This is a genomic window from candidate division TA06 bacterium, assembly GCA_016208585.1.
In the GTDB taxonomy this organism is placed as follows: domain Bacteria; phylum Edwardsbacteria; class AC1; order AC1; family EtOH8; genus UBA5202.
Genome location: JACQXR010000158.1, coordinates 1 through 26346 on the forward strand (window position 1 = coordinate 1; position 26346 = coordinate 26346).

At 53.7% G+C, this 26346-nt stretch carries 27 protein-coding genes and 5 pseudogenes; 31 read left to right on the forward strand and 1 reads right to left on the reverse strand.

The genetic code is table 11. From position 1 onward, the window contains the following. The first annotated feature begins 110 nt into the window (after positions 1-110). From HY768_11265 to HY768_11345, 17 genes and pseudogenes are all read left to right on the forward strand, one after another. Positions 111-476: a four helix bundle protein gene (locus HY768_11265; protein MBI4727778.1), complete on the forward strand. Its 366-nt coding sequence runs from the start codon at positions 111-113 to the stop codon at positions 474-476. A gap of 34 nt (positions 477-510) precedes the next feature. Then, positions 511-2466: a CoB--CoM heterodisulfide reductase iron-sulfur subunit A family protein gene (locus HY768_11270; GenBank protein ID MBI4727779.1), complete on the forward strand. Its 1956-nt coding sequence runs from the start codon at positions 511-513 to the stop codon at positions 2464-2466. Between the two features lie 34 nt (positions 2467-2500). Next, a pseudogene (locus tag HY768_11275) lies at positions 2501-2931 on the forward strand (GxxExxY protein). Positions 2932-2977: 46 nt separating this feature from the next. After that, positions 2978-3373 carry a hydrogenase iron-sulfur subunit gene (locus HY768_11280; GenBank protein MBI4727780.1) on the forward strand — a complete coding sequence of 132 codons (396 nt, stop codon included), beginning with the start codon at positions 2978-2980 and terminating at the stop codon, positions 3371-3373. 171 nt (positions 3374-3544) lie between these two features. Further along, positions 3545-4750, forward strand: a complete 1206-nt coding sequence (locus HY768_11285; GenBank protein MBI4727781.1) for an ATP-binding protein — start codon at positions 3545-3547, stop codon at positions 4748-4750. 11 nt (positions 4751-4761) lie between these two features. Continuing rightward, positions 4762-5754 (forward strand): NADH:ubiquinone oxidoreductase, encoded by a 993-nt coding sequence (locus HY768_11290; GenBank protein MBI4727782.1) that lies wholly within the window; start codon positions 4762-4764, stop codon positions 5752-5754. Between the two features lie 16 nt (positions 5755-5770). Beyond that, positions 5771-6035 (forward strand): annotated as a pseudogene (locus HY768_11295) (DUF4160 domain-containing protein). Positions 6036-6042: 7 nt separating this feature from the next. Continuing rightward, the gene (locus HY768_11300; protein ID MBI4727783.1) at positions 6043-6276 is read left to right on the forward strand and encodes a DUF2442 domain-containing protein; all 234 of its coding nucleotides are present in this window, start codon (positions 6043-6045) and stop codon (positions 6274-6276) included. 33 nt (positions 6277-6309) lie between these two features. After that, positions 6310-7794, forward strand: a complete 1485-nt coding sequence (locus HY768_11305; GenBank protein ID MBI4727784.1) for a Ni/Fe hydrogenase subunit alpha — start codon at positions 6310-6312, stop codon at positions 7792-7794. A gap of 220 nt (positions 7795-8014) precedes the next feature. Continuing rightward, the gene (locus HY768_11310) at positions 8015-8482 is read left to right on the forward strand and encodes a hydrogenase maturation protease (GenBank protein ID MBI4727785.1); all 468 of its coding nucleotides are present in this window, start codon (positions 8015-8017) and stop codon (positions 8480-8482) included. A 262-nt stretch (positions 8483-8744) separates the two neighbouring features. Further along, on the forward strand, positions 8745-9107 hold the full coding sequence (locus HY768_11315; protein MBI4727786.1) for a polymer-forming cytoskeletal protein: 363 nt from the start codon (positions 8745-8747) through the stop codon (positions 9105-9107). 3 nt (positions 9108-9110) lie between these two features. Continuing rightward, positions 9111-9287 (forward strand): hypothetical protein, encoded by a 177-nt coding sequence (locus HY768_11320; GenBank protein ID MBI4727787.1) that lies wholly within the window; start codon positions 9111-9113, stop codon positions 9285-9287. 85 nt (positions 9288-9372) lie between these two features. After that, positions 9373-9634 (forward strand): annotated as a pseudogene (locus tag HY768_11325) (DUF4160 domain-containing protein). A 10-nt stretch (positions 9635-9644) separates the two neighbouring features. Beyond that, positions 9645-9910 (forward strand): annotated as a pseudogene (locus HY768_11330) (DUF2442 domain-containing protein). A 224-nt stretch (positions 9911-10134) separates the two neighbouring features. Next, positions 10135-11559 carry a site-specific DNA-methyltransferase gene (locus tag HY768_11335; protein ID MBI4727788.1) on the forward strand — a complete coding sequence of 475 codons (1425 nt, stop codon included), beginning with the start codon at positions 10135-10137 and terminating at the stop codon, positions 11557-11559. 711 nt (positions 11560-12270) lie between these two features. After that, complete coding sequence (locus tag HY768_11340) at positions 12271-13872, forward strand: acyl-CoA carboxylase subunit beta (GenBank protein ID MBI4727789.1); 1602 nt, start codon at positions 12271-12273, stop codon at positions 13870-13872. Between the two features lie 9 nt (positions 13873-13881). Further along, positions 13882-15930 (forward strand): ATP-grasp domain-containing protein, encoded by a 2049-nt coding sequence (locus tag HY768_11345; GenBank protein MBI4727790.1) that lies wholly within the window; start codon positions 13882-13884, stop codon positions 15928-15930. 105 nt (positions 15931-16035) lie between these two features. Here the strand turns inward: HY768_11345 and HY768_11350 are convergent, their stop codons facing one another. Next, on the reverse strand, positions 16036-16398 hold the full coding sequence (locus HY768_11350) for a hypothetical protein (protein MBI4727791.1): 363 nt from the start codon (positions 16396-16398) through the stop codon (positions 16036-16038). 214 nt (positions 16399-16612) lie between these two features. Here HY768_11350 and HY768_11355 point away from each other — a divergent pair, with 214 nt between their 5' ends. The 14 genes and pseudogenes from HY768_11355 (at position 16613) to HY768_11420 (ending at position 26185) form a co-directional block, all read left to right on the forward strand. Then, positions 16613-16855, forward strand: coding sequence for an SUMF1/EgtB/PvdO family nonheme iron enzyme (locus HY768_11355; GenBank protein ID MBI4727792.1), 243 nt, complete (start codon positions 16613-16615; stop codon positions 16853-16855). A gap of 149 nt (positions 16856-17004) precedes the next feature. After that, positions 17005-17247, forward strand: coding sequence for a hypothetical protein (locus HY768_11360; GenBank protein ID MBI4727793.1), 243 nt, complete (start codon positions 17005-17007; stop codon positions 17245-17247). Positions 17248-17422: 175 nt separating this feature from the next. Further along, on the forward strand, positions 17423-18412 hold the full coding sequence (locus HY768_11365; protein ID MBI4727794.1) for a methionyl-tRNA formyltransferase: 990 nt from the start codon (positions 17423-17425) through the stop codon (positions 18410-18412). Between the two features lie 69 nt (positions 18413-18481). Further along, positions 18482-19255, forward strand: coding sequence for a DUF116 domain-containing protein (locus tag HY768_11370; GenBank protein MBI4727795.1), 774 nt, complete (start codon positions 18482-18484; stop codon positions 19253-19255). Then, a complete protein-coding gene (gene rsmB, locus HY768_11375; GenBank protein MBI4727796.1) occupies positions 19237-20562 on the forward strand; it encodes a 16S rRNA (cytosine(967)-C(5))-methyltransferase RsmB in 1326 nt (441 codons plus the stop codon). Before HY768_11370 ends, rsmB begins: the two co-directional genes overlap by 19 nt. A 154-nt stretch (positions 20563-20716) precedes the next feature. Then, entirely contained in the window at positions 20717-21454 is a 738-nt protein-coding gene (locus HY768_11380; GenBank protein MBI4727797.1) for a PASTA domain-containing protein, read from the forward strand. Positions 21455-21456: 2 nt separating this feature from the next. After that, positions 21457-22197, forward strand: a complete 741-nt coding sequence (locus HY768_11385) for a PASTA domain-containing protein (GenBank protein ID MBI4727798.1) — start codon at positions 21457-21459, stop codon at positions 22195-22197. 87 nt (positions 22198-22284) lie between these two features. Continuing rightward, positions 22285-22938, forward strand: coding sequence for a ribulose-phosphate 3-epimerase (gene rpe / locus HY768_11390; protein ID MBI4727799.1), 654 nt, complete (start codon positions 22285-22287; stop codon positions 22936-22938). Positions 22939-22965: 27 nt separating this feature from the next. Then, positions 22966-23478: a flavin reductase family protein gene (locus HY768_11395; GenBank protein MBI4727800.1), complete on the forward strand. Its 513-nt coding sequence runs from the start codon at positions 22966-22968 to the stop codon at positions 23476-23478. Positions 23479-23570: 92 nt separating this feature from the next. Further along, the gene (locus tag HY768_11400) at positions 23571-23729 is read left to right on the forward strand and encodes a rubredoxin (GenBank protein ID MBI4727801.1); all 159 of its coding nucleotides are present in this window, start codon (positions 23571-23573) and stop codon (positions 23727-23729) included. Between the two features lie 14 nt (positions 23730-23743). Then, a pseudogene (locus tag HY768_11405) lies at positions 23744-24911 on the forward strand (FprA family A-type flavoprotein). A 67-nt stretch (positions 24912-24978) separates the two neighbouring features. Further along, a complete protein-coding gene (locus HY768_11410) occupies positions 24979-25362 on the forward strand; it encodes a HEPN domain-containing protein (GenBank protein MBI4727802.1) in 384 nt (127 codons plus the stop codon). Next, the gene (locus HY768_11415) at positions 25338-25679 is read left to right on the forward strand and encodes a nucleotidyltransferase domain-containing protein (protein ID MBI4727803.1); all 342 of its coding nucleotides are present in this window, start codon (positions 25338-25340) and stop codon (positions 25677-25679) included. Before HY768_11410 ends, HY768_11415 begins: the two co-directional genes overlap by 25 nt. A gap of 17 nt (positions 25680-25696) precedes the next feature. Continuing rightward, on the forward strand, positions 25697-26185 hold the full coding sequence (locus HY768_11420; GenBank protein ID MBI4727804.1) for a ferritin: 489 nt from the start codon (positions 25697-25699) through the stop codon (positions 26183-26185). The last annotated feature ends 161 nt before the right edge of the window (positions 26186-26346 follow it).

Consider the following 26346-nt stretch of genomic DNA (forward strand, 5'->3'; position numbering starts at 1 on the left):
TTATATACACTACACGAACATTTGTCAAGCATTATTTTTCAGGACGTTGCTCCCTGTAATGTATTGTTAATCCAGGCTTCCTGGTTATTGCCGATTTTTTTCGATTTGTAGTGTATATAAAAGGGACGGAATTCAGGGATCTAGAGGAAAGAACATTAAGGTTCTCAAAAGCCGTCATTCGTTTTGTAGAGGGACAGCCCCAGGACATTGCCAACCGGGAAATCAGTAAGCAATTGATCCGTTCGGCTTGTTCGGTCGGCGCCAATTACATCGAGGCTAATGACAAACTTGGCGGCAAAGACTTCCTGATGCGCATCAAGATTTGCCGCAAGGAAGCGCGTGAAACCAAATACTGGTTGTCTCTCATCGAGGTCGCGGGCGCAGCAAGTGAAAATGCAAGGAGTGCCCTGATCCAAGAAACCATCGAGTTGACCAAAATTTTTGGGAGCATCTTGGCAAAAACCAAGGCAACCTGATTTTGAATTTCAAAATTTGAATTTAGGATTTGTTATGGAACGCATAGGAGTTTTCGTCTGCCATTGCGGTCTAAACATCGCGGGAACGGTCGACGTCAAGAAAGTGGTCGAGGCGATAGCACAGTACCCCGGCGTGGTCCAGGCCGAGGACTACAAATACATGTGCTCGGACCCGGGCCAGAACCTGGTGGTCAAGGCCATCAAGGACAAAGGGCTGACCGGGGTGGTGGTGGCCGCCTGCTCGCCTACCCTGCACGAGCCGACCTTCCGCAAGGCTGCCGAACGGGCCGGCCTCAATCCCTACAAGGTCGAGATCGCCAATATCCGCGAGCACTGCAGTTGGGTGCACGACGACAAGCCCACGGCCACTGCCAAGGCCATCCGCATCGTCAAGACCATGGTTAAAAAGGTCATTGGAGATGACCCGCTGGAAACCATCAAGGTTGAGGTCACTAAGAAGGCGCTGGTGCTGGGCGGCGGCGTGACCGGCATCCAGGCCGCCCTGGACATCGCCAACAGCGGCTATCCGGTAATCCTGGTGGAAAAGGAGCCGTCCATCGGCGGGCACATGGCCCAGCTGTCCGAGACCTTTCCCACCCTGGACTGCTCGCAGTGCATTTTAACTCCCAAGATGGTGGAGGCCGGCAAGCATCCCAACATTTGCTTGATGACCTATTCCGAAGTCGAAGAAATTACGGGATACGTGGGCAACTTCAAGGCGAAGATCCGAAAGAAAGCCTCGTGCGTGGACAACGCCAAGTGCAACGGCTGCGGCCTGTGCAGCGAAAAGTGCCCGTCCAAGACGGCCGACAGCGAATTCGAGTGCGGGCTGGCCAAGCGCAAGGCCATCTACACGCCGTTCCCCCAGGCCGTGCCCAACAAGCCGGTGCTGGACAAGGCGAGCTGCGCCTACTTCCTGAAGGGGACCTGCGGCGTCTGTAAGAAGATCTGCCCGGTCGAGGCCATTGATTACGAGCAGAAGGACGAGTTCATCGAAGAACAGATCGGGGCGGTGGTAGTGGCCACGGGCTACGATCTGTATCCGAAAGAAAAGTTTGCAGAGTACGGCTACGGAAAAATACCCGATGTTATTGACGGTTTACAGTTTGAGAGGCTGCTGTCCGCCTCGGGCCCGACCGAGGGCGAGGTCAAGCGGCCTTCCGATGGGAAAATCCCCCAGGACGTGGTCTTCATCCAATGCGCGGGCTCGCGCGACCCGGAACGGGCCTACCCCTACTGTTCCAAGATCTGCTGCATGTACACGGCCAAACACGCCAAGCTCTACAAACACAAGGTGCACTCGGGCCAGCCCTACATCTTCTATATAGACATCCGGGCCGGGGGCAAGCGCTACGAGGAGTTCGTGCAGCAAGCGATAGAGGAGGAGAAGATCGTCTACCTGCGGGGCAAGGTGTCAAAAGTATTCCAAGACGGCGACAAGGTGATGGTCTGGGGCGAGGATACTTTGCTCGGGAAAAAAGCAGAGATCTCCGCCGACATGGTGGTGCTGGCCACGGCCATCGCGCCGCAGTCCGATTCAAAAGAACTGTCGCAGAAACTGAAAATAGCCACGGATGAGCACGGATACTTTTCCGAGGCTCACCCGAAGTTGAGGCCGGTGGAAAGCAACACCGCGGGCTTCTTCCTGGCGGGCGCGGCCCAGGCGCCCAAGGACATTCCCGAGGCGGTGGCCCAGGCTGGCGGGGCCGCGGCCAAGGTGGTGGCGCTGTTCTCCGGCGACCATCTGGAGCATGAGCCGATCGTGGCCGCGGTGGACGAGGACGCCTGCTCGGGCTGCCGGATCTGCATCACGGCCTGCCCCTACCAGGCCCGGGAGTTCGACGCCGAGAAGAAAAAGGTCAAGGTCAACGAGATCCTGTGCGAGGGCTGCGGCGCCTGCGTGGCCGCCTGCCCCTCCGGCGCCACGTCGCAACGCAACTACAAGGACGACCAGATCTACCAGATGATCGCTGCCGCGCTGGAGGAATGACCATTCCACCAAAATATCCCAAAAAACCTAAACCATGAAATCAGAATATGTCAAAACAGGTTTGATATACAAAGCAGAAAGCTACGCAATAACCGGGGCTTGTTTTGAGGTGTACAAAACAATGGGTGCGGATTTCTTGAGTCGATTTATCAGGAATGCCTGGCCATCGAGTTTGATATTAAGAAGATACCGTACGTCCCCCAAAAGAAACTAGCGTTGGCACACAAAGGAAAATCCCTCAAGTCGAGTTATGAACCCGATTTTGTTTGCTTTGAAAAAATCATCGTCGAAATAAAAGCAGCGATGGATCTGTGCGACGACAACCGGGCACAGGTCATTAATTACTTGAACGCAACTAACTTCCAACTGGGGTTGCTGGTTAATTTTGGTCATCATCCCAAACTCGAAATGAAACGGATTCTGAATGCCCGATATCCTTTCCCGGTAAATACTGGAACCCGATAATTTTAGGCCTTTTCGTGTTTTTCGGTGGCAGAAAAAAGGAGTAATCATGTTCGAACCGAAGATAATCTGTTTCTACTGCAAGTGGTGCACTTACACCGGGGCCGACCTGGCCGGCACCAGCCGGGTGAAGTACCTGCCCAACGGCGTGGTGATCAAGACCATGTGCTCCAGCCGGATCGACCCCCAGCACGTGCTGGACGCCTTCAGCAAGGGCGCCGACGGCGTGCTTTTAGGCGGCTGCCATTACGGCGACTGCCACTACGTCTCGGGCAACCACCAGACATACCGGAGAGTGGAGATGCTCAGGAAGATGTTGCCCAGCTTCGGCCTGGATCCGGCCCGTCTGCGGCTGGAGTGGATCTCGGCGGCCGAGGGCGGCAAGTTAGTGCAGGTGATCAACGAGTTCACTGAGAAGATACGGGCCCTGGGACCAAGCAAATGAACCACTTTGCCACCTAAATACACGAAACAACCTAATATTTAGCGTATTTAGTGTGTTTAGGTGGGATAAGGAGTACTAGATGCCTGACAAACCGAAGATAGCCATGTACTGGGCCGCCTCCTGCGTGCATGACCAACAACGCACAAAATGAAGAATAAATGGATATATTAAATGAACGAAATAATTAAAAGCAAAAGCCCTTTTTATCCGGGACAGCCGGTACCTGTTGAATTTTTTACCGGCAGGCTTGATAAAATTGAAAAAATTTCCCGCGCTGCCAAACAAGTTGAATTGGGAAAACCCCAGGCTATTTTTTTAACGGGTGAATATGGTATCGGAAAAAGTTCACTTGCCAGTTACATGCGGTATTATGCGGAACGCCATAACAATTTATTAGGCATTCATGTCTTATTGGGCGGCACCGATACGCTTGAGGAACTGGCGACTAAAACAGTCGAAGCCGTCATTAAAGCTCAAATATATGAACCAACCTTTACGGAAAAAGTTGGAGATTTATTATCCAAATATATCGGCAAACAGGAAGTATTCGGTTTCAGCGTAAATTTCGAAGCTTTAAAAGCCGATGGATTGAATCTTTCAAAAGGATATTTGCCGTTCTTGCGTGATTTATTGTCGCGTTTTAAAGATGTCGGCACCAAAGGCATATTGTTGATACTTGACGAGATTAACGGCATAACCAGAAACAATAAATTTGCGCATTTCATCAAGGGGTTAGTGGATGAAAACGCGATCAGCAAAGAGCCGTTGCCTTTGTTGTTGATGTTGTGCGGCGTCGAGGAAAGGCGAAAGGAAATGATAGGCTACCACCAGCCGATAGAACGGATATTTGACATTGTGGAAATAGAGCCGATGAGCAATTCGGATATGAGGGATTTTTTCGCCAGATCTTTTGAATCCGTAAATATGAAGATAAACGACGACGCCATGGAAAGCTTATGTCATTATTCCGCCGGTTTCCCCAAAATAATGCATATAATCGGAGATGCGACTTATTGGCTGGATAAGGATAATATCATCGATAAAACGGATTCTTTTTCCGGAATATTCATGGCTGTAGAAGATGTCGGACGAAAATTCGTAGACAGCCAGGTGTTGCAGGCATTGAAGAGCAAAGATTACCATTCGATATTGAATAAATTAGTAAAAAGGACAACTGATTTATCATTCAAAAAAAATGAGATCATTAGGGATTTATCGGACAACGAGAAGAAAAAATTCAACAATTTTCTACAGAGAATGAAAAGGCTTAAGGTGGTAAGATCGGGTCTGGTGCAAGGCGATTATATCTTTAACAGCAGGTTGGTATGGCTATATATATTTCTTAACACGATCCAGAAAGAACAAAAAGCCAATTAGGATGTAAAACTATGCCGGATAAGCCGAAGATAGCCATGTACTGGGCCGCCTCCTGCGGCGGCTGCGAGATCAGCCTGGTCAACCTGCACCAGAACATCCTGGCCGTGGACGCCGCGTTCGACCTGGTGTTCTGCCCCTGCCTGGTGGACGGCAAGAAGAAGGATGTGGAAGCGCTCAAAGACGGCGGGCTGGCCATCGCCTTTTTCAACGGAGCCATTCGCACCGCGGAGAACGAGGAGATGGCGTGCCTGTTGCGCAAGAAGTCCAAGACGCTGATCGCCTATGGCTCCTGCGCCTGCGAAGGATGCATCCCGGGGCTGTCCAACTTCCACACCAAGGAAGAACACCTCAAGGCAATATATCTGGATAATCCCAGCATCGACAATCCGAATAAAATAGTCCCCCAGCCCGAGACGATGGTGCCCGAGGGCGCGCTGACCATCCCGGCCTTCTACGACAGGGTCAAGACCCTGGCCCAGGCCGTGGACGTTGACTTTTTCCTGCCGGGCTGTCCGCCGGAGTCGCACCAGGTGTGGGCGGTGATCGAGTCGGTGATCCAGGGCAAGGCCCTGCCCGCCAAAGGCGCGGTAATCGGCGCCGGCAAGTGCACGGTCTGCGACGAGTGCGAGAAGAAGAAAGAGGACAAGAAGATCAAAAAACTCTACCGCACCTACGAGATCGTGCCTGACCGGGAGAAATGTCTTTTAGAGCAGGGCCTTCTGTGCCTGGGGCCGGCCACCCGCGACGGCTGCAAGGCCCAGTGCCCGAACAATGCCGATATGCCCTGCACCGGATGCTACGGACCGCCCCAGGGCGTGCGCGACCAGGGCGCCAAGATGATCGGGGCCCTGGGCACGGCGCTGGATCTGGGCGACACCAGCACGTTGTCCGAGGAGCAGATCGCAGCCAGGGTGGAGCAGTTGATCTCGGCCATTCCGGACTACGCCGGGCAGTTTTACAAGTACAGCCTGCCGGGCTCGATCCTGGACGGGAAAAGAAATTGATAGACAGATAAACATTATGCCCGAAATTTGCAGATTTCTTGGCATTGTCATTGCCATGTACTATAAGGAGCATCAGCCGCCTCATTTCCAGGCGAAATACGGCGATCAAACCGGCGCTTTTTCAATCAAGGATCTTCAACTCATTGATTGAAGGAGCTTTGCCCACTCGCATTACATCTTTGGTGTTGGAATGGGCGTTTGCACACCGGGTCGAACTGTTGGAGGACTGGAATTTGGCTATAGCAAAAAAACCTTTGAAGAAGATACAACCATTAGTATGAGTCAAACATGCATTTTGTCAAAGACGTACAATATTTGTCCGATTTCAAATTGCTCATCACTTTTGAAGGCGATGTGAAAAAGAAGGTTGATCTTGCTCCATATTTGGATGGAGACGTTTTTGAACCCTTAAAAAACATCGAATTCTTTAAAAGGGTCAAGATCAACAAGGACATCGATACAATTGTCTGGGAGAACGATGCCGATTTTTCCCCGGATTTTCTATACACAATCAGCGTTTAAATAACATGAATTTATAGCGATTTAAGACAAGGTATGAAGAGAATCACCATCGACCCCATCACCAGGCTGGAAGGCCACGGCAAGATCGAGATCTTCCTGAACGACCAGGGCGACGTGGCCAACTGCTATTTTCAGATCCCCGAGCTGCGAGGTTTCGAACAGTTCTGCCTGGGCCGGCAGGCCGAGGAGATGCCGGTTTTAACCAGCCGGATCTGCGGCGTCTGCCCCGAGGCCCACCTAATGGCCTCGGTCAAGGCCCTGGATGCGTTGTTTGGCGTTGAGCCGCCGTCCGCGGCCAAGAAGGTGCGGGAACTTGTGTACATGGCCTTCTTCGTCACCGACCACACCACCCACTTCTACGCGCTGGGCGGGCCGGACTTCATCGTGGGACCGGACGCGCCGCCTTCCGAGCGCAATATCCTGGGCGTGATCAAGAAGGTCGGTCTGGAAATAGGCCAGAAGGTGATCGAGACCCGGTCGCGCAATCACGACATCATCCGCAAGGTGGGCGGCCGTAGTGTCCACCCGGTGGCGGCCCTGCCCGGCGGCTGGAGCAAGCCTGTCTCCGGGGAGCTTCGGAAAGAAATCCAGGACGCCGCCCAAAAAAATATCGACTTCGCGCAATTCTCGCTCCAGGCCTTTGACGACATCGTGCTCAAGAACAAGGCCTACCTAGACCTGATCATCTCCGACGTCTACCTGCACAAGACCTACTACATGGGCACGGTCGACGAGAGAAATCTGGTTAATTTCTACGATGGGATGATCCGAGTGACCGATCCTGAGGGCCGCGAGTTCGTAAAATATCAGCCGAAGGGCTACGCCCAGCACATTGCCGAGCGGGTGGAATCCTGGACATATCTTAAATTCCCTTACCTGAAAAATGTCGGCTGGAAGGGCCTGGTGGACGGCAAAGACAGCGGCGTCTATTGCGCCACGCCGCTGTCGCGGCTCAACGTCGCGGACGGCATGGCCACCCCCAAGGCCCAGGAGCATTTCGACCGGATGTACACAACCCTCGGCAGCAAAAGGGTCAACGGCCGGTACCAGCCGGTTCATCACCGCCTGGTCACGCACTGGGCGCGTTTGATCGAACTGCTCTACGCGGCCGAGCGGATGCAGGAACTGGCCGACGACCCCGAGATCACCTCGCCCGATATCAGAAAAATCCCGGAGAAGATCACAGGCGAAGGCATCGGCTCGGTCGAGGCGCCCCGGGGCACGCTCACCCACCACTATGTGACCGACGAGTGGGGGGTGCTGACCAAGGTCAACCTGATAGTGGGCACCACCAACAACTACGCGCCCATATCCATGTCCATCAAACGGGCGGCCGGGAAACTGATATCCAAAGGCAACGTCTCCGAGGGGCTGCTGAACAAGATCGAAATGGCCTTTAGGCTGTACGACCCCTGTTTCTCCTGCGCCACCCACAGTTTGCCCGGCGGGATGCCGCTGGTGGTAAGCATCCATGACAGCGCAGGAAAAGTCGTGCAAACGCTCCGTCAGGACGGGTGATTGTTGCCACGGACGCCGTTCAGCCTTCGTAGCTTGTTGCCATAAGTATGTCTACTACGGTCTGCCTGCCCCCGCCGGTGGCGGGGTGCGGCGGACAGGTCGGACGATCGACGTAGATTTTATCCCTTCTCGTAAATGAGAGGGGATAATTTGTAGGCCGGAGAATAGTATATCCTTAAAAACAAACAGAGGGTATTCGCACCAATATCCGCGAAAATCAGTGGCAAAAAAAAGCACCATCATCATCGGCCTGGGTAACCCCATCCTCTCGGACGACGGCGCGGGCCTCCAGGCGGCGCGGAAGCTCAAAGAGGCTTTAAAGGATAGAAATGACGTAGAGGTCGTAGAGGCTTACGCCGGCGGCCTGAGGCTGCTCGACCTGCTGGTCGGTCATCAACGCGCCATCATCATCGACGCCATGGAGACCGCCTGCGAACCGGGAACCATCCGGCGATTCTCCCCCTCCGATCTCCAGCAGACCAGGAATGTTTCATCAAGCCACGACGCCAGCCTGACCAACGCCCTGGAAACTGGCCGGGCGCTTGGGATGGACATGCCGCCCGAAGTGATCGTTTTCGGAATAGAGGCCGCAGCGGTGGATAATTTCTCCGAAGCGCTTACGGAAAAAGTGGCCAAAGCCGTGCCGGATATGATCAAAACGGTGATGGGGCTCATCGACCAGGCTTGACAGCGCTCGGTGGGCATACATGATGCTTGCGGGAGCGGGAGAAGTGGCCGCGATAGCGGCCCTTTTTCTTTTCTTGAAAAACCGGCGCTGTTCATGTATAATAACTCAACTGATGAAAACCAATCAGTTCTACCATGATTTGTACGCAAACCAATTCAAAGATGCCTGACAACTTAGCCTGACAACTTATCGCTTGACTTATCACTGCTGTTTTGAGTATAATAAAACAATAATAAAAAGTAAAATATTTTTAGTGATAGATATGGACAAAAAGACGGAGATCGGCGGCGGGCCGATGAACACCCTGCTGGGCAAGGGCTCCAGCTTTAACGGCAGCCTCAAGGCCGAAGGCGGGATCAGGATCGACGGCCAGGTTGAGGGGCAGATCGAGACCAGCGGAACTTTGGTGATCGGCAAGGAAGGCCTTTTGAAGGCCGAAATCAAAGTCAAGGATGCCATCATCGGCGGCAAGGTAATAGGCAACATCACCGCGGCCAATAAGATCGAGTTGCAGAGCGGCGCCCATTACAGCGGAGACATCAAGTGCCGGGGGCTGATCATCGACAGCGACGTATTCTTTGACGGCACTTCCAAGATGCTGGGCCAGCATGAGGGCAAGGCCTGAAATATCATCGGATCAGATCAAGATCAGGTCCCGGCTAATAAGGCGCATACCATCCAGGGAACCGGAATCGGGCTTTCCTTAACCAAGGAAATTTTGGAGACCCACGGCGGCAACATCGCGGTAGAAAGCGCCGAGGGCAAGGGGACCAAGGCCACGGTCAGTTTGCCGATGCAGGCGTAGAAAATAGCCGTAGAAACAAATCGGGCGACAGTCAAGCAGCGCATAGATAAAACTGGAGAGGTGTTCGCAACAACAAGGAAGGAAAATTTTATGCCTGATCCGGTTTTTCGGCATTATCATCCGGATGTTTTACGATGATCATAATCCGCCGCAGCTGCACGCAGAGTATCAAGAAGGCCAGGCGCTGGTTGATTTCGACGGGAATGTTCTTCTGAGGGGATCTGGGATCGCGTACTGCCTTGCGGTTGCTGCGGGAATGGATTGACCTGCACCCTGCGGAATTGATGGCGGATTGGGAACTGGCCAGAGCTGGCGCAGAAATTAAGAAGATTGATCCGCTGGAATAAGGAGTTTGAAATGTGGAACTTTAACGAAGTCAAGTCGGTGGCTTATCGGGGGGCTATGTTCTTCATATCGTCTTTGACGATGGCGTCGAAGGGGATCTCGATCTGACGGAGTATATCGGGTTTGGCCCGGTGTTCGAGCCCCTGCGCGATGCTGCGTTCTTACGTTCCGCCCGCGTCGAAAACGGAACAGTTTCCTGGCCCAACGGCGCCGATATAGCGCCGGAAACCATTTATGAGAAACTGACCGCCAACCGGACGCTGTGGCCGGCCCGATAGTAAGGCGCCCGCCATCCAGGGGACGGGGATCGGGCTTTCCTTGACCAAGGAGATTTTGGAGACCCAATGGCGGCAACATCGCGGTGGAAAGCGCCGAGGGCAAGGGGACCAGGGTCACGGTCAGCCTGCCGATGTCGGAGTGAGAGTTGTCAGACCTATAAAATACCCTATTGATATAGGAAAATAGATTCAGCGTTCTAATAAAACCAGCTACTTTGGATGAAATGATGCATGTAATTGAAATAATACCAACCGAACGGAAAAAGCTGTATGACCTCCATTCAAACAAATTGGAGACGGCATACAATTTAAACCGCAAGGCGGTAAGTTTTCAAGCAAATAAAAGCGAACCTGTCTATAACTGGTTTAAATACAAGGAAGGGTTTTCATCAACCCTTGTTAAATACTTCATTGAGAAATATTCATCTAAACCAGGAATAATATTAGACCCATTTGCGGGCGTAGGCACGACTCTTTTTGCGGGACAAGAATTGGGTTGGCAAACATACGGGGTTGAACTTTTGCCCGTTGGCGTTTTTGTGATGAATACGAGAGAAGCCACAAAAGGGGTTGACGTCGAGGAACTGAAAAAAATAGGAAAAAGCATTTGGAAAGATCTATCTAAAATTGATAAACATGATATTCATATTAACCACATTCCAATAACAAGGGACGCTTTCCCGGAAGATACGGAAATTTACCTGAATAAGTATTTAACTTATTGCTCGAGAATAAAAGACAAAAAAATACAAACCATATTGCGGTTTGCGGCATTTGCCATTTTAGAGGGCATCAGTTACACAAGGAAAGACGGGCAATATTTGCGTTGGGACTATCGTTCAAAACGAGCGCTTCCGGGCAAGCCTTTCAACAAGGGCAAAATAGTTGCTTTTGAAGCGGCGTTAAAAAATAAGCTGAATCAAATAATTTTCGATCTTTTACCCGATTCGTTGTGTTTGCTATTTGACCGTTTTGATGATAATAAACATGGGAAATACCCTATCAATATAATTCAAGGATCATGTCTGGAGGAATTGCCGAAACTTGAAGACGAGTTTTTCGATTTCATAGTTACATCGCCGCCATACTGCAACCGTTATGATTATACGAGGACTTACGCATTGGAATTGGTTTTTTGGGGCTGCGACAGCGAAAGGGTTAGAGACCTGCGGCAAACCATGCTTTCGTGTACTGTTGAAAACAAGGAAAAAATAGAATACCTGAATAAATTTTATAGCTCTATTGGAAGAACGGATACTTTCGACAGTGTCCTTAAGGCATATCATAATTCCAAGGCAATGACGGAGATAAATACGGTTCTTAACGAACTGAATAAACAGGGGAAAATAAACAATAATAATATCCCGCGAATGGTGAAAAATTATTTTCTGGAAATGTGTTTTGTTATTTACGAAATGTCAAGGGTTATTAGACAGGGCGGTTATTGTGTAATGGTAAACGACAATGTCCGTTACGGCGGCGAAGAAATACCGGTTGATCTAATATTGTCCGGGTTTGCAGAAAAATTCGGATTTAAAGTTAATAAAATATTCGTATTGCCCAAAGGCAAGGGAAATAGCAGCCAGCAAATGGGCAACTACGGACGAACCGAAATTCGTAAGTGCGTATATTTATGGCAAAAAAATTAGGGATAGAATTACCAATAAAAAGTGCCAGTTCGTCTGCCATCCCTGATTCTCGGTATACTCCTCTTTCTTTAGCCACGCGATAATCGTCGGCTTTCGTATGCCAAGCAGTGTGACGATTTCACGATTGCTCTTGCCTTCTTTATGAAGGCGGTGCGCTTCCTGGAACTTTTTTAGCTTCCTCTTGCTTCATTGCTTGAGTTCCTTTTTAAGTGGTGAAAGCGATAATGATACCATCACCAGTTAAAAACCTCAACCCCGGGGGGTACGCTTTTATTTCAAAGTTAGCAGATAAATCTATAGAATAACTTCGTAACTATTCGGAGCCACGAAGACACCCCGCCGCCTATGACGGGGTACCGCTGAGTCGGCAAAGTCTCAAAGGATGAACTTTATACCTTGTGTTTATTCTATCTGGGAATTGCCCAGTATCTTTGTATGGTGCAGCCGAATCGGTTGACACCGCTTTAGATGCATCCAGCAATCATCGAACGTCTGCAGCGAGTAGTTCCCAGATCTCTATCTTAACGACGTCGGATAAACTGCACTGAGCGTTTACCCTTGGGGGAGCTATTTTTCTCTTGACTTGTGCCTTTTAATGGGTGTGTTTATTCTATCTGGGAATTGCCCAGTATCTTAGTGCCTTTGACTTTGTGGCTGAATAGTAACACAACTTCAATGAAATAACCCAATTAGAGTTTACGGGGCGCCGACATGAAAGAAGACGACAACCGGGTTGGGGAACAAGCCGCCGACGGGTCGCCGCTAAGTCAGTTTCAGGACAATCTTGTCCTGCTGGAGCAGATGAGGGCGGAGGCGCGGCAGGGGGGCGGCCCCAAACGGATAGAGGAACAACACCGGAAAGGCAAGCTCACCGCGCTGGAACGAGTTGACCTGTTGCTGGACGAGGGGTCCTTCGTGGAGTTCGACACCTTGAAAGCCGGCCGGGGCGGGCAGATGGCGGGCGAGAAAGAATTCCTGAGCGACGGAGTCATCACCGGCCATGGGACCATCAACGGGCGGGAGGTGTTCGTCTTCAGCCAGGACTTCACCGTCAAGGGCGGCTCCTTGGGCGAGGCGCATTCCCAGAAGATCAGCAAGATGATGGACCACGCCGTACGAGTGGGAGCGCCCGTCATCGGACTCAACGACTCGGGCGGAGCCAGAATCCAGGACGGCGTGGATTCCCTGGCCGCCTACGGCGAGATCTTCAACCGCAACGTGAAGGCCAGCGGGGTCGTCCCGCAGATATCGTGCATCATGGGACCCTGCGCCGGCGGGGCCGTCTACAGCCCGGCCATCACGGACTTTACCTTCATGGTGGAGGATACGTCGTTCATGTTCGTGACCGGGCCGAACGTGGTGAAGACGGTCATCCATCAGGACATCAGTTTCGAAGATCTGGGCGGTCCGAGCGTTCACTCGGAGAAAAGCGGCGTGGCCCATTTCGTACTGCCGAACGACATCCTGTGCCTGCGCGAGGTACGCCGGCTCATCGATTACCTGCCGTCGAACAACCGGCAAAAGCCGCCCTTCCTTGACCTGCGGGACCCGATCGACCGGCAGGATCGCGCTCTCGACCACTTGGTGCCCGTCAATCCCAACCACCCCTACGACATGAATATCCTGATCCACAGCATCCTGGATGGGGCAGAGTTCATGGAGGTTCAGCCCAGCTACGCCAGAAACCTGATCGTCGGGTTGGGGCGGCTGGGGGGCGAGACTATCGGTCTGATCGCCAACCAACCCACCGTGCTGGCCGGGGTGCTGGACATGGACTCGTCGGTAAAAGGCGCCCGGTTTATCAGATTCTGCGATTCCTTCAACCTACCGCTCATTTGCCTGGTGGACGCCCCGGGATTCATGCCGGGCCCGGAACAGGAGCGCGGCGGCGTTATCCGGCACGGGGCCAAGCTGTTGTACGCCTTTAGCGACGCCACCGTCCCCCGGATTACGGTGATCGTCCGCAAGGCATACGGAGGCGCGTACATCGTCATGAACTCCAAGCACATCGGGGCCGACGTCAACTACGCCTGGCCGACGGCCGAGATCGCGGTGATGGGCCCCCGGGCCGCCGCCGAGATCATCTACCGCAAGGAAATCCAGGAATCGGCGGATGCCGCCGCGACCCTGCTGGAGAAGGAGGGCCAATACCGGAAGGCCTTCGTCAACCCGTTCCTGGCCGCCAAGCGCGGGTATATAGACGACGTCATTTTTCCCCGCGACACGCGGGCCCGCCTGATCAGAAGCCTGCAGTTCCTGGAAGGGAAGACGGAAGCCCGGCTGGAACGGAAACACGGCAACATGCCGTTGTGAGGTGATGCAGTGTTCCAAAAAATCCTGATCGCCAACCGGGGCGAGATCGCCGCCCGCATCATCCGAACCTGCCGGCGGATGGGCGTCAAGACCGTGGCCGTCTATTCCGAGGCGGATGTCCGTTCGCGGTACGTGGCGGAGGCTGACGAGAGCGTGTTCATCGGACCGGCCCCGGCCAAGCAATCGTTTCTGAACAGCGGAAAGATCATTGACGCGGCGGTGCGGCACGGCTGCCAGGCGGTGCATCCCGGGTACGGCTTTTTCGCGGAAAACGCGGGTTTTGCCGAAATGGTCCAGCGAGCCGGGCTGGTCTTCATCGGCCCCAGCCCTGCGGCCATTGCCCAACTGGGCGACAAGCTGGCGGCCAAGGCTTTGGCCCGGCGCATCGGCCTGCCGGTGGTCCCGGGGTACGAAGGATCGCTGGAGGATCTGGAGGCGATCCGGCGGGTAATTTCCGGCATTGGTTACCCCCTGCTGCTGAAGCCGGCGGCCGGCGGCGGCGGCCGCGGCATGCGGATCGTCCGCTCGGAAGAGGAGCTGGCCCCGGCCCTGAAGACCTGCCGGGAGGAGACACGCAAGAGTTTCGGGGACGATCGGATATTCATCGAGCGCTATATCGTCAAGCCCCGGCACATCGAGTTCCAGGTGTTAGCCGACTCGTTCGGCCACGTCGTCCATCTGGGCGAGCGGGAATGCTCGGTACAGCGGCGGTACCAGAAGGTTCTTGAGGAAACGCCCTCGCCTTTCATAGACGACGAGTTGCGGCGCACCATGGGGTCGCTGGCCTGCGTCCTGGCCCGGGAAGCGGGGTACGCCAATGCCGGCACGGTCGAGTTCATCATGGATGAGCAGCGCAATTTCTACTTCTTGGAGATGAATGCCCGGCTGCAGGTCGAACACCCGGTCACCGAACTGGTGACGTCGCTGGACCTGGTCGAACTCCAACTGCGGGTGGCGGCGGGAGAACCGCTTCCCTGGAAGCAGCCAGACGCGTTCCATGGCTGGGCCATCGAGGCCCGGATCTGCGCCGAGGACCCGCACCGGAACTTCATGCCGACCACCGGCATGGTGACCCATTACGCCGAGCCAAGCGGCGAGCGCGTCCGGATCGATAGCGGCATCGGAACCGGAAGCGTGGTGACCGTGCACTACGATTCGCTGCTGTCGAAAGTATCGGCCTGGGGGGAAACTAGGAAACAGGCCATCGCCGCGTTGATCAACGCCCTGAACGGGTACTACATCGCCGGGTTGGCGACCAACATCGATTTCGTCAACGCGGTGCTGAACCACCCCGAGTTCGCCGCCGGCAACCTCTCGACCGATTTCATCAGCGATCATTTCGTCCACGGCCAAAGCATTGTCGCCCCGGACCCCGAGCGCCTGAGGCACATGGTATTAGTCGCGGCCCTGGTCTACCACAACCGGCAGATCCTGGCCGTCGAGTCGCTCAAGCCGATGAGCCCGCTGACCGGCGGGACGCATCGGGACAAGGGCGAGTACCGGTACCTGGTCAAGGCCGGGGCGGACGAGTTTGAGGTGTCGTGGTCGACCGAGCCGCCGCCGGCCGACCAGTCCGTCAGGGTGAACGGAGTGCAGTACCATGTGGTGGCGCCCCAGTACGAATACTCGCGCCGTCAGCTTGACCTGACGATCGACGGAACGCGCCAAACCTTTCGGTTTCAGTACCAGCAGAACCACATCAAGGTGCACTACTGTGGACTGATCAGGACCTGCGAGATCTATAATCCCCGCGAATGGGCCCTGAACCGGTTCATGGCGCGTGAAAAAAAGACCGTCCCAGAGGACGCGCTGCGCTGCCCCATGCCCAGCCTGATAATCCAGGTGTGCGTCCAGCCCGGGGACAAGGTCTTCCGGGGCCAGACGCTGTTCCGGCTGGAATCAATGAAGATGGAGATCGACGTCGAGTCGCCGTGCGACGGGTACGTCGATGCCGTGCCGGCCAAGGCCGGCCAGAACGCCGAATCTAACGAGGTCCTGCTGACGTTCAGGAAAGAAGAATCAGCCCGGGTTGATTGGCTATGGAAAAATGGAACTTGAAAAAATAATAAAAATAAACTGATTATACCATTAACTCAGGAACGCTAGAATTTGGCTTACTTTGGAACTCATCCCCTCCATCCCCTTCTCTTGAACAAATTAGGACTAACCTGAAGTAAGAGAAGGGGAAGCAAAGGGGTTGAGTTTAGGTTCTCTAACGACATTAAATTCATATCCTGAACGGATGGGATAATCATTAAAATAAAAATTGCCTTGACAAGCGATATGGTTTTGTGGTAATGTTACCCTGTGGTTTTGGGCGCAAATATTTTTAAAGCAATTATAAAAATAAAGCATTAAAATGAAACCCCAAAATAAAATAAGCTGTGTTGGCATGTTTCTTGCAACACACAATATAACACTCTCTTTAAATAAAAGAGAGAGCGCAGTAAATACTAAGGCTTCGTGCCTTCCGTAAGCGGAAGGCACGAAGCCTTTTTGTTTGACCTCACCCGGTCTGCCGACCACCCTCTCCTATAAGCATAATTTGGGTCCAATTATTCTTTGATTGGACGCTATTGAACGTAGATTGCATCCAAGCGGGTATAAATTGGACGCTATCAGGCTCTACCTGGGATGCAAGCAAATGCAACAGTTATGAAAATGTATCTCCCGATACCTTTGCTTACAGTTCCCCGGTGGGCTTCTTTGCAACGGGCGCAAGCCCTACGGGGTTTATGACATGGCCGGGAATGTATGGGAATGGGTGAACGATTGGTATCAAAGCGACTATTACAGCGTAAGCCCGGCCAGCAACCCTACCGGGCCGACAACTGGGGCGCGCCGGGTGTTGCGCGGCGGCTCGTGGTACTTCCCTTCGACTTCGCTCAGGGCAGGCGTTGCTGACTGCTGCCGTTCCGCCAACCGCAGCGGCAACGATCCCGACTACGGGGACAACAACAGCGGTTTCCGCCCCGCAAAGTAAAATAATTACACTATACCCACTTTCGTTTGCAACAATAATCTGCTTCACTCAGTGCAGGCTTTTTACACTTTAACCCTTTTGCGTTTTTACAACATAGCCCAGCCGTTATTTATCCGCCGTAGTTTTAACGTAGGAGGAACGGCTGGGCTATGGAAAAAATATTTATGAAAACCCACAACAACCTTTACGCAAATATTTGCGATTTTGAGAACACTTCGGCAGGGCTTCGACCAGGCTCAGCCTGGCAGCTCAGTGCTGGCCTGTGGCTGGAGAACTTTAAAACTCAACCCCTTGAACCCCTTCTCTTGCAAGAGAAGGGGACGGGGGATGAGTTCGGGGTGGGCGTTGTGTCTCTCCTTAACCCAGCCCTTATTTATCCGCCGAAGCTTTAGCGTAGGAGGAAGGGCTGGGTTAAGAATGGACGCCACAAGCTAAAAGAGGCCATTCATGGCCTTATAGAGCAATGAGCGAAGATACTCCTGTCAAAATTCCCCCGCAACCCGTCTTGAATCAAGGACGGGTTTTCTTTTCTTGACACACCGTAAAAGCTCAAGTATAATCCATACCATGCGGATAGTTTTCATAGGCACTCCGGCCTTCGCCGTTCCCACCCTGGAGGCCATTCATCAAAAGGGACACGAGATCCTGGCGGTCTTTGCCCAGCCGGATCGTCCCTCGGGCCGGGGCCGTAGCATTGCCTTTTCCCCGGTCAAACAAAGGGCTCTGGAACTCAATCTGCCGGTTTGCCAACCGGCGACATTAAAAACACTTCCAACCCATTCGGGCGAAGGACATGCCAGCCATACTCAGGGCGGGCCGATTCAAACTATTTCAAACCTCAAGCCCGATGTCTTGGTAGTCGTAGCCTATGGACTGCTGCTTCCCCAAAACATTCTGGATATACCGAAACACGGCGCGGTAAACCTGCACCCTTCGCTGTTGCCAAAATACCGGGGGGCGGCGCCCATCAACTATGCCTTGCTTAAAGGCGATAAGGTGACCGGGATCACCAGCGTCCTGATGAACAGCAAAATGGATGCCGGGGACATCATCCTGCAGGAGGAAGCGCCTATCGAAGCCGATGAGAACGCCGGGGAACTGGAGTCCAGGCTGGCTAAGCTGGGAGCGGATCTCATTGTCCGAAGCTTGGAAGTTATGAAAGCGGGGAGGCCAGAATTTAGAAAGCAGGATGAGTCTCTGGTCACCTTCGCCCCTAAGCTTTCCCCGGCCGACGGGCAAATTGACTGGAAACGCACATCCGCAGAGATCCAAAACCAGGTGCGCGGAATGACGCCCAAACCCGGGGCCTTTGCCATGTTCAAAGAGAAAAGGCTGGAGATACTGGAAACACGCCCGGAAAACGGAAAACGGAAAACGGAAAACGAATCTTTGCCGGGCAGGATAGTGTCGGTTGGAAAAGACAAGGGGCCGGTGATTAAAACCGGCGACGGGGCTGTGATCTTGCTGAAAGTCAAGCCCCAGGGTAAAAAGGAAATGAGCGGCAGGGCTTTCGTCAACGGCTACCGGATCGCTCCGGGACAGTCTCTGGGCCAATAGGCTGAAGCGCTCAATTACTTTTTTCTTTACTACATTACTGCCTGTTTCCACTCTAATACTTTGCAACAAATGTCCAACGATAAAAAAATATTCTTAAGCCTTTCGCTGTTAAGCCTGCTGCTGCTGGCCGGGGCGGTGGCTGCCCTGTTCTGGTTAGTGGTGCCCAGGCTGCAGCAGCTGGGCGGTTGGCTGTTCTACGTTGCGGTCATTGCCGCAGTGCTGTTCCTGCTGGTGGTAAGCGGGGGGCTGTTCCTGCTATTCCTGTCGGCCATCACCGAGAAGGACTTTCTGTTCCCCCACGGCAAGAAACAGGTTACGGTCAAGGTGCTGTATCCCATCAACCTAATGCTGGGATATCTGCTGGGGATCGGCCGGGAGAAGATCGGGGAATCGTTCGTAGCCTTCAACAATGCCCTGGTGCGGGCTTCCCGCAAGCGGCTGGATCCGGCCCGGATCCTGATCCTGCTGCCGCATTGCCTGCAGCTGGCCGACTGCCCCCACCGGGTAACGTCTGATATCAAGAACTGCCAGCGCTGCGGGAAATGCCCCCTGGCCGGTCTGGCCGGAATCGCCGGGGAGACCGGAGCGCAGATCTCGGTGGCCACCGGAGGCACCCTGGCCCGCCGGGTGATCGTGGAAACCAGGCCCACCGCCATTCTGGCCGTGGCCTGCGAACGGGACATGGTCTCGGGCATCCACGACGTCTATCCCATCCCGGTCTACGGCATCTTGAACCAGCGGCCGCACGGCCCCTGCCGCAATACCCAAGTGGGTATGGATCAGGTGGTCCAAGGGCTTTCGGTGCTGCTGGGACGGGAGGCAAAGTGGAATCAAGGGAAATAGCGCTGAAAGTGCTGTCCAAGGCTGACACCGACGTGTCCTATTACGATCAGGCCCTAAAAAAGTATTTGGATGATAGCCAGCTATCGCTGCCGGACCGGGCCCTGGCCCACGAGCTGACCGCCGGGGTGCTGCGCCACCGGATGTGGTTAGACTGGGTGCTGGATCAGTCGCTCACCAAAGGGATGAAGTCGCTGACCCCCTGGGAACAGAACATCCTGCGCCTGGGATTGTATCAGATCGCAAAACTGGACCGGATCCCGCCTTTTGCCGCGGTGAACGAAAGCGTGAACCTGTCAAAACGCTACGGCCGCAAAAGCACAATTGGCTTGACAAATGCGGTCTTACGGGATATAATTAGGCATCAAAGGCATTTAAAGCCAATACGTTCGGGTGATAAGACGCGGGATTTATCCATAGAATATTCTCATCCCCTCTGGTTAGTAAAACGCTGGCTTAAGGAACTGGGAGAAGAGGAAACCAAAAGCCTGTTACAGGCCAACAACCGGCAGGCCCGGGTCATTATCCGTCCGAACAGGCTGAAAACGGGGGTTTTGGAGCTACAGGAGAAACTACGATCATCGGGCTTCAAGGCCTCGGCCAATAAATACATCTCAACCGCCTTGGAAGTGGAAAACCCGGCGGTGCTGGCCGATGATCCGCTGTTTGGCCAGGGATATTTTTATTTTCAGGATCCTTCCGGCCAGGCGGTTTCTCTGCTGGCCCAGGCCGGGCCAGGAAATGCTGTCTTGGACCTGTGCGCCGCCCCGGGAGGCAAGGCCAGCGCGGCGCTGGAACGGATGAAAGATTCAGGGTTACTTCTGGCCGTGGACCTTTCGGAGCAGAAGCTTTCCCTGATAAAGGAGAATTTTACCCGGCTGGGATTGAAGTCATATTCCCTGATCTGCGCCGATGCCGCAAATTTTGTCAGCCGTAAAAAGTTCGATCTGGTACTGATAGACGCGCCCTGCAGCGGGCTGGGTGCGCTTAGGCGTCGGTTAGACATCAGGTGGAGGATCAAGGAGCAGGATATAGTCCGGCTGGCCCGGCTGCAGTTCAATATCCTCAACAATGCGGCCGGCTTGGTCAAACCCGGCGGGGCCATGGTCTACAGCACCTGCACTTTGACCCCGGAGGAGAACCGGGGAACAATCAAAAAATTTTTGGCCAAAAACCCGGAATTTATCCTTGACGATGCCGGACAATTCATTTCCCAGGAATTAGTGAAGGATGGGTTTTTCAGCAGCTGGCCCCATCTCCACGGCATGGACGGAGCCTTTGCCGCCCGGCTGCTGAAAGCTAAATCCTGAACCATAAATCAGAAAAAGCAAACGATACTCAATGTCAATCAACAAAACAGAGGACGCAGAACAGATTGATTGATTGATTGATTGATTGGGATTTGATGTTTGGAATTTAGTTAGAAATTAAATATTAGAAACTTAACACTTTTGGAGTATGCCAATGCCTATTTACGAGCAGAGCAGCAGCAAAAAGCCGGTGGTAGCGGCCATCATTTCGGGCGCCCTCAGCGGACTTATTATGAGCGTGCTTTTTTGGGGCGTGATCCAGCCCATCCTGGACATGTCCGAGGTCCCGGATGTGACCGGCAAGAAAGTGGAGATCGCCAAGTCCATCTTAGAGGGCCGGGGATTCCGGGTCTACCAGGAGGATGCCATCAATGATCCCACCGTACCCGAAGGGGCGGTCAGCAAACAGGACCCGGTGCCGGGCGGCAAGGTGCGCAAGGGTTCCACCGTTAAGGTCTGGCCCAACGGCGGAGGTTCCACGGTGCCTTCGCTGCAGGGGATGCTCCTGCCCCAGGCCACGGTGATGCTTCAGCAGGCCGGATTGAAACTGGGACAGGTAACCATGCAGCCCTCGGACTCCGTTCCCAAAGATGCGGTGATCTCCAGCAACCCGCCTTTCAACAGCAAGACCCAGAAGGACAGTCCGGTGGATCTGTTAATCAGCGCCGGGGCCGGCGAGGTCGCGGTGCCGGCGGTGAAAGGTTATGGCAAAAGCCGGGCCCAGGAGCTGATCAAGCAGACCGGGCTTAACCTGGGCAGCGTCCGTTATATTTATGACGAAGAGCACGATCCGGGACTGGTGGTCAGGCAGGATCCCCAGGCTGGCTCCAAGGCGGCCAAGGGCTCCAACGTCAGCATCTGGGTGACCACCGACATCGAACCCGAAGAATAAAGATGGCCGGCATTTTCAAAACATATCCCAAATTCTGGCGGACCGTCCTGATCCTGGCCGCGGTATTCCTGTTTGGGTTTTTGCTGAGCAACTTTGTGATGATGCCCTGGGTGGCGCGGCGGGGAGCGGTGGTGGAGATGCCCGACCTAAAAGGTCTGACCTTCGACCAGGCCAAAGAATTTCTTTCCCAAAAGGGCCTGGAAATAATGCTAGCCGGATGGCAATACGACCCCGGCATCCCCGACAGTTCGGTGTCCCTGCAGGAGCCGGAACCCAAGATGATGGTCAAGATCGGGCGCAAGGTAAAGGTGGTCTTAAGCCGGGGCACCGAAAAGATCACGGTGCCTTATCTGGTGGGGCTTTCCTCGGTCCGGGCCATAAATCTATTGGACCGGAGCGGGCTTAAAGTGGACGGCATCGACAGCCTGGCCAGCGACTCGGTGGCTTTGGGCTGCGTGGTCTGTTCCAATCCGCCGGCCGGCGCCCAGCTGACCAAAGAGAGCGGGGTAAAACTTACCTTAAGCAGCGGCCCCACCGAAGGCAAGATGCTGATGCCGGACCTGATGGGCAAGAAACTGGCCGAGGTCCAGGGTTCGCTGGTGGCCCAGGGCTTGGTGATTGGCCAGATCAAGTACCTGCCGGGCCAGTCGGCCGAGCCAGGCACTGTAATCATGCAGGCTCCCCAGCCGGGCTTTGTGATCAAGAGCGGGGACACGGTAAACATGGCGGTGAGCGCCAACTGAGAGACTACAAACAAAAAATAAAATTTCAAAAATAAAAAACCTGGAACGATTTTTGATCTTTTATATTTTATATTTTATATTTTGAAGATGACCCTAATCGCAGCATCGCTGTTGTCGGCGGACTTTGCCGAACTTAAGAACGAGATCCGCTCGGTGGAACAGGGCGGGGCCGACTGGCTGCATCTGGACGTGATGGACGGGCACTTTGTGCCAAATCTGACCTTCGGACCTTTCATCGTGGAGGCCGTCAAAAGGGTCTCCCGGCTGCCGTTGGACGCCCACTTGATGATCACCGACCCCTTAAAGTACGCCCCGGAATTCGCCAGGGCTGGCGCCGATTACATCACGATTCACGCCGAAGTGATAGACGACCTTAGAGCCGCGGTGGGACAAATCAAAAAACTTAAGGTGAAGGTCGGTCTGTCGGCGAACCCCGAGACTCCGCTGGACAAGGTACTGCCGGTGATCGGCGAGATAGATCTTTTCTTAGTAATGAGCGTCCACCCCGGTTTCAGCGGGCAGAAGTTCATGCCCGAGGTTTTGGACAAAGTGCGGACACTCAAAAAGCTAAAGGACCAGGGAAAGACCCAGGCCCTGATCTCCATAGACGGGGGCATCAACCGGCAGACATCGGGACAGGCGGTTAAGGCCGGGGTTGAAGTGTTGGTGGCCGGAGCGGCCATCTTCGGGGCGGTTAACAGGAAGCAAGAGATCAAGGCCATACGGGCGGGCCAAACATAAATGCTGGAAAGGTTCTAAAAGATATAAATGGCAGTTGATCCCAAAGCTTTCAGCCTGATAAGCTACGGCATGTACATAGTCTCCAGCTTCGGCCCCGGCAGGCTGAACGGCCAGATAGCCACCACAGTCTTTCAGGTAACATCCGAGCCGCCGATGATGGCGGTCAGCCTGAACTGCCAGAACTACACCAACGAGTTGATAAAGGGTTCCCAGAAATTTTCCGTTGCAGTTCTGTCCCAGGAGGCCCCCCTGACCCTGATCGGCACCTTCGGTTTCAAGTGCGGCCGCCAGGTGGACAAGTTCAGCGGGATGAAATACGAGATCTGCTCCAGCGGCAACCCCAAACTGCTGGAATACAGCCTGGCCAATTTTGACGTCGAGGTTACCCAGACAGTGGAGCTGGGCAGCCATACGCTTTTCATCGGGAAAGTGGTGGAATCACAAATACTGGCCGAGGGGCATCCCATGACCTACGAATACTATCATAAAATAAAAGGCGGCAAGACCCAGCAAAACGCTCCTTCGTATATCAAGGGTTAGGATTTCATTTTCGCTAAATTATCGAAACAGCACGAAATAATATTAATATTATCGTGTCTTTAGCGGGGGAAATATAAAGTGGGAGAGGCGCCATGAAAAAGTACACCTGCACAGTCTGCGGATATGAATATGACCCGGTGGCCGGCGATCCCGACAACGGGGTAAAACCCGGGACCACTTTCGAAAACCTTCCCGACGACTGGGTCTGCTCGGTGTGCGGGGCCGACAAGGATGCCTTTGAAGCCGAATAATAAGCCAGCCTGAGATGAGCAGAGAACTAAAGAAAAACATATACGCGGTGGGGGTGCAGGGGCTCTTCGACGAGCTGATACCGCTGCCCCACGGCACCAGCTATAACTCATATCTTATCAAGGGCAGCCAGAAGACGGCCTTGGTGGATTCCGTGGACCCGGCCAAGTACGACGAACTGCTGGCCAACCTGGCCGAGCACGATGTCAAACAGCTTGATTACATCGTCTGCAACCACGCCGAACAGGACCATTCGGGATTCATCGCATTTCTGACGGAAAAGTATCCCCAGGCGACAATAGTCACCAACGAAAAGTGCCAGGGTTTCCTGATTGATATTTTGCACATCCCCGAAAACCGATTCCTGGCGGTCAAGGACGGAGAGACCCTTTCGCTGGGCGGCAAGACCTTTGAGTTCATCCTGGCGCCCTGGGTGCACTGGCCGGAGACCATGTTCAGTTTTCTCAAAGAAGATAAGGCGCTGTTCTCCTGCGACTTTCTGGGTTCGCACCTGGCCACCACCGACACTTTTGCCTGCAATGACGCGGTGCTGGAGGGCGCCAAGCGGTATTACGCCGAGATCATGATGCCCTTCCGCAGCTCCATCGTCAAGCACCTGCAGAAGCTGGACACCATGGACATCGACCTGATCGCGCCCAGCCACGGCCCGGTCCATAGAAAGCCATTCCAAATCATAGACGCTTACAAGAGCTGGAGCTCGGAACAGGTCAAAAACGAAGCGGTGATCCCCTGGGTTTCTATGCACGGCAGCACCGAGGCCATGGTAAAGCAACCTGACCGAGGCTCTGGTCAAAAGGGGTATCACGGTCAAGCCCTTCAACCTAAGCAAGACCGACATCGGCGAACTGGCCACCTCGTTGGTCGACGCCGCCACGGTGGTCGTCGCCACTTCCACCGCACTGGTGGGCCCGCATCCCCAGGGGCTGTATGCCGCGGCGCTGGTGGGAGCTTTAAGGCCCAAGACAAAATTTCTGGGCATCATCGGCTCCTACGGCTGGGGCAGCAAGGCGGTGGAGACCGTCAAGTCGCTTTTGACCAATCTCAAGGCCGAGATGCTGGAGCCGGTCTACATCAAAGGCGCGCCGCGTAAGGAGGACTTTGAGGCTTTGGACAAACTGGCGGACTCCATACTGGAGAAACATAAAACATTGGGTCTTTTATAACTTTGAAATGTTTGAGAAGTTGGGAACTGTTAACAGTAAGAGCAGAAAGTGTACAAGAAGTAGGCTAATGGATAAAATCGTCAAACATTGGTTGGAACGCTCCAAGTACGACTTGGATACGGCTAAAGTGATGTTTCAAGCCCGCCGATATCTTTATGTAGCTTTCATGTGCCAGCAGTCTGCCGAGAAAATGCTTAAGGCGATCATATCCCATAACGGGAAGCGTCCAGCGCCTGTTCACAGTTTGCTGCGATTGGCAGAGTTGGCCGGGTTGGAATTGAAGGAAGAAGAACGCAAAGATTTTTATAACACATTGTCGGCATATTGCATCAACGCCCGGTATGCGGAGTACAAGGAACGACTTTCGGAAATATGCAACCGGGCTGAAGCAGAGCGTATTCTTGAGCAAACCGAAAAAGAATGGAAATGGCTCAGAAGAAAAACAATCTGACGCTGGTAAAGCGGAAAATACGGCAATACGTAAAGGAGTTGTCTTGCGACATTAAAGTCGACCAGGCGATTTTGTTCGGTTCGTGGGCCAAAGGCAATCATAGCCATTTCAGCGACATTGATATTGCCATAGTTTCCGGGGATTTTTCGAGATTCAAAAGGGTGCGGAACATAGCTTTTCTGCTTTCACACGCCGGGAAAATTGATTCCCGGATCGAACCTCTGCCCCTGACTCCGGAGGAAATCAAAGATCCCGATACCCGCAGTTTCGCCGCCGAGATATTGGAAACCGGGAAGGTAATGTATAACGCACATTAACCGAAGGAGGAATTGCCATGATCAAGCAGATCGTTCAGGATATCATTAACAAACAGATCAACGCCGAGATGTATTCGGCCTATCTGTACCTGGGAATGGCGGCCTGGTGTCAGGACCAGAACCTGCCCGGGGCCGCCCAGTGGCTGAAGGCCCAGGCCAAGGAGGAGATGGGCCACGCCATGAAGTTCTACAAGTTCCTGGAGGACACCAATTCCCAGATAGCGCTTAAGGCCATAGACGCTCCGCCGGCCAAGTGGGCCAGCCTGCTCAACGTCTTTGAGGATGCCTACAAGCACGAGCAGAAGGTGACCGGAATGATCTACGAGATCGTCAACCTGGCCGCCAAGGAAGGCGACCACGCCTCGGCCAGCATGTGCAAGTGGTTCGTGGACGAGCAGGTGGAGGAGGAGAGCCAGACCCTGGCCGTAGTGGAGAAACTGAAGATGGCCGGAGATTCCAAGGGAGCCCTGCTGTATATAGACAAGGAACTGGGCAAACGGGAGTAACCCAACCCCGTCCCTTCCCTCGAGCAGACTGTGTCATAATAGTGATGGGAAGTAGGATAAAAGGCAAGTTGGGATTGAAAATATCAGTAAATTGGCTTACTTGTGGAAAAGGTTGTTATAAACGGCTACTATTGGCCTGTCGTGATCACCGCCGGAGCAAA

Bases quoted from the DNA above. Each gene is read 5' to 3' on its own strand.
- HY768_11270 (MBI4727779.1), top strand. From the start codon at position 511: ATGGAACGCATAGGAGTTTTCGTCTGCCATTGCGGTCTAAACATCGCG.
- HY768_11280 (MBI4727780.1), top strand. From the start codon at position 2,978: ATGTTCGAACCGAAGATAATCTGTTTCTACTGCAAGTGGTGCACTTAC.
- HY768_11285 (MBI4727781.1), top strand. From the start codon at position 3,545: ATGAACGAAATAATTAAAAGCAAAAGCCCTTTTTATCCGGGACAGCCG.
- HY768_11290 (MBI4727782.1), top strand. From the start codon at position 4,762: ATGCCGGATAAGCCGAAGATAGCCATGTACTGGGCCGCCTCCTGCGGC.
- HY768_11300 (MBI4727783.1), top strand. From the start codon at position 6,043: ATGCATTTTGTCAAAGACGTACAATATTTGTCCGATTTCAAATTGCTC.
- HY768_11305 (MBI4727784.1), top strand. From the start codon at position 6,310: ATGAAGAGAATCACCATCGACCCCATCACCAGGCTGGAAGGCCACGGC.
- HY768_11315 (MBI4727786.1), top strand. From the start codon at position 8,745: ATGGACAAAAAGACGGAGATCGGCGGCGGGCCGATGAACACCCTGCTG.
- HY768_11335 (MBI4727788.1), top strand. From the start codon at position 10,135: ATGATGCATGTAATTGAAATAATACCAACCGAACGGAAAAAGCTGTAT.
- HY768_11340 (MBI4727789.1), top strand. From the start codon at position 12,271: ATGAAAGAAGACGACAACCGGGTTGGGGAACAAGCCGCCGACGGGTCG.
- HY768_11355 (MBI4727792.1), top strand. From the start codon at position 16,613: ATGGCCGGGAATGTATGGGAATGGGTGAACGATTGGTATCAAAGCGAC.
- HY768_11360 (MBI4727793.1), top strand. From the start codon at position 17,005: ATGGAAAAAATATTTATGAAAACCCACAACAACCTTTACGCAAATATT.
- HY768_11365 (MBI4727794.1), top strand. From the start codon at position 17,423: ATGCGGATAGTTTTCATAGGCACTCCGGCCTTCGCCGTTCCCACCCTG.
- HY768_11370 (MBI4727795.1), top strand. From the start codon at position 18,482: ATGTCCAACGATAAAAAAATATTCTTAAGCCTTTCGCTGTTAAGCCTG.
- HY768_11380 (MBI4727797.1), top strand. From the start codon at position 20,717: ATGCCTATTTACGAGCAGAGCAGCAGCAAAAAGCCGGTGGTAGCGGCC.
- HY768_11385 (MBI4727798.1), top strand. From the start codon at position 21,457: ATGGCCGGCATTTTCAAAACATATCCCAAATTCTGGCGGACCGTCCTG.
- rpe (MBI4727799.1), top strand. From the start codon at position 22,285: ATGACCCTAATCGCAGCATCGCTGTTGTCGGCGGACTTTGCCGAACTT.
- HY768_11395 (MBI4727800.1), top strand. From the start codon at position 22,966: ATGGCAGTTGATCCCAAAGCTTTCAGCCTGATAAGCTACGGCATGTAC.
- HY768_11400 (MBI4727801.1), top strand. From the start codon at position 23,571: ATGAAAAAGTACACCTGCACAGTCTGCGGATATGAATATGACCCGGTG.
- HY768_11410 (MBI4727802.1), top strand. From the start codon at position 24,979: ATGGATAAAATCGTCAAACATTGGTTGGAACGCTCCAAGTACGACTTG.
- HY768_11415 (MBI4727803.1), top strand. From the start codon at position 25,338: ATGGCTCAGAAGAAAAACAATCTGACGCTGGTAAAGCGGAAAATACGG.
- HY768_11420 (MBI4727804.1), top strand. From the start codon at position 25,697: ATGATCAAGCAGATCGTTCAGGATATCATTAACAAACAGATCAACGCC.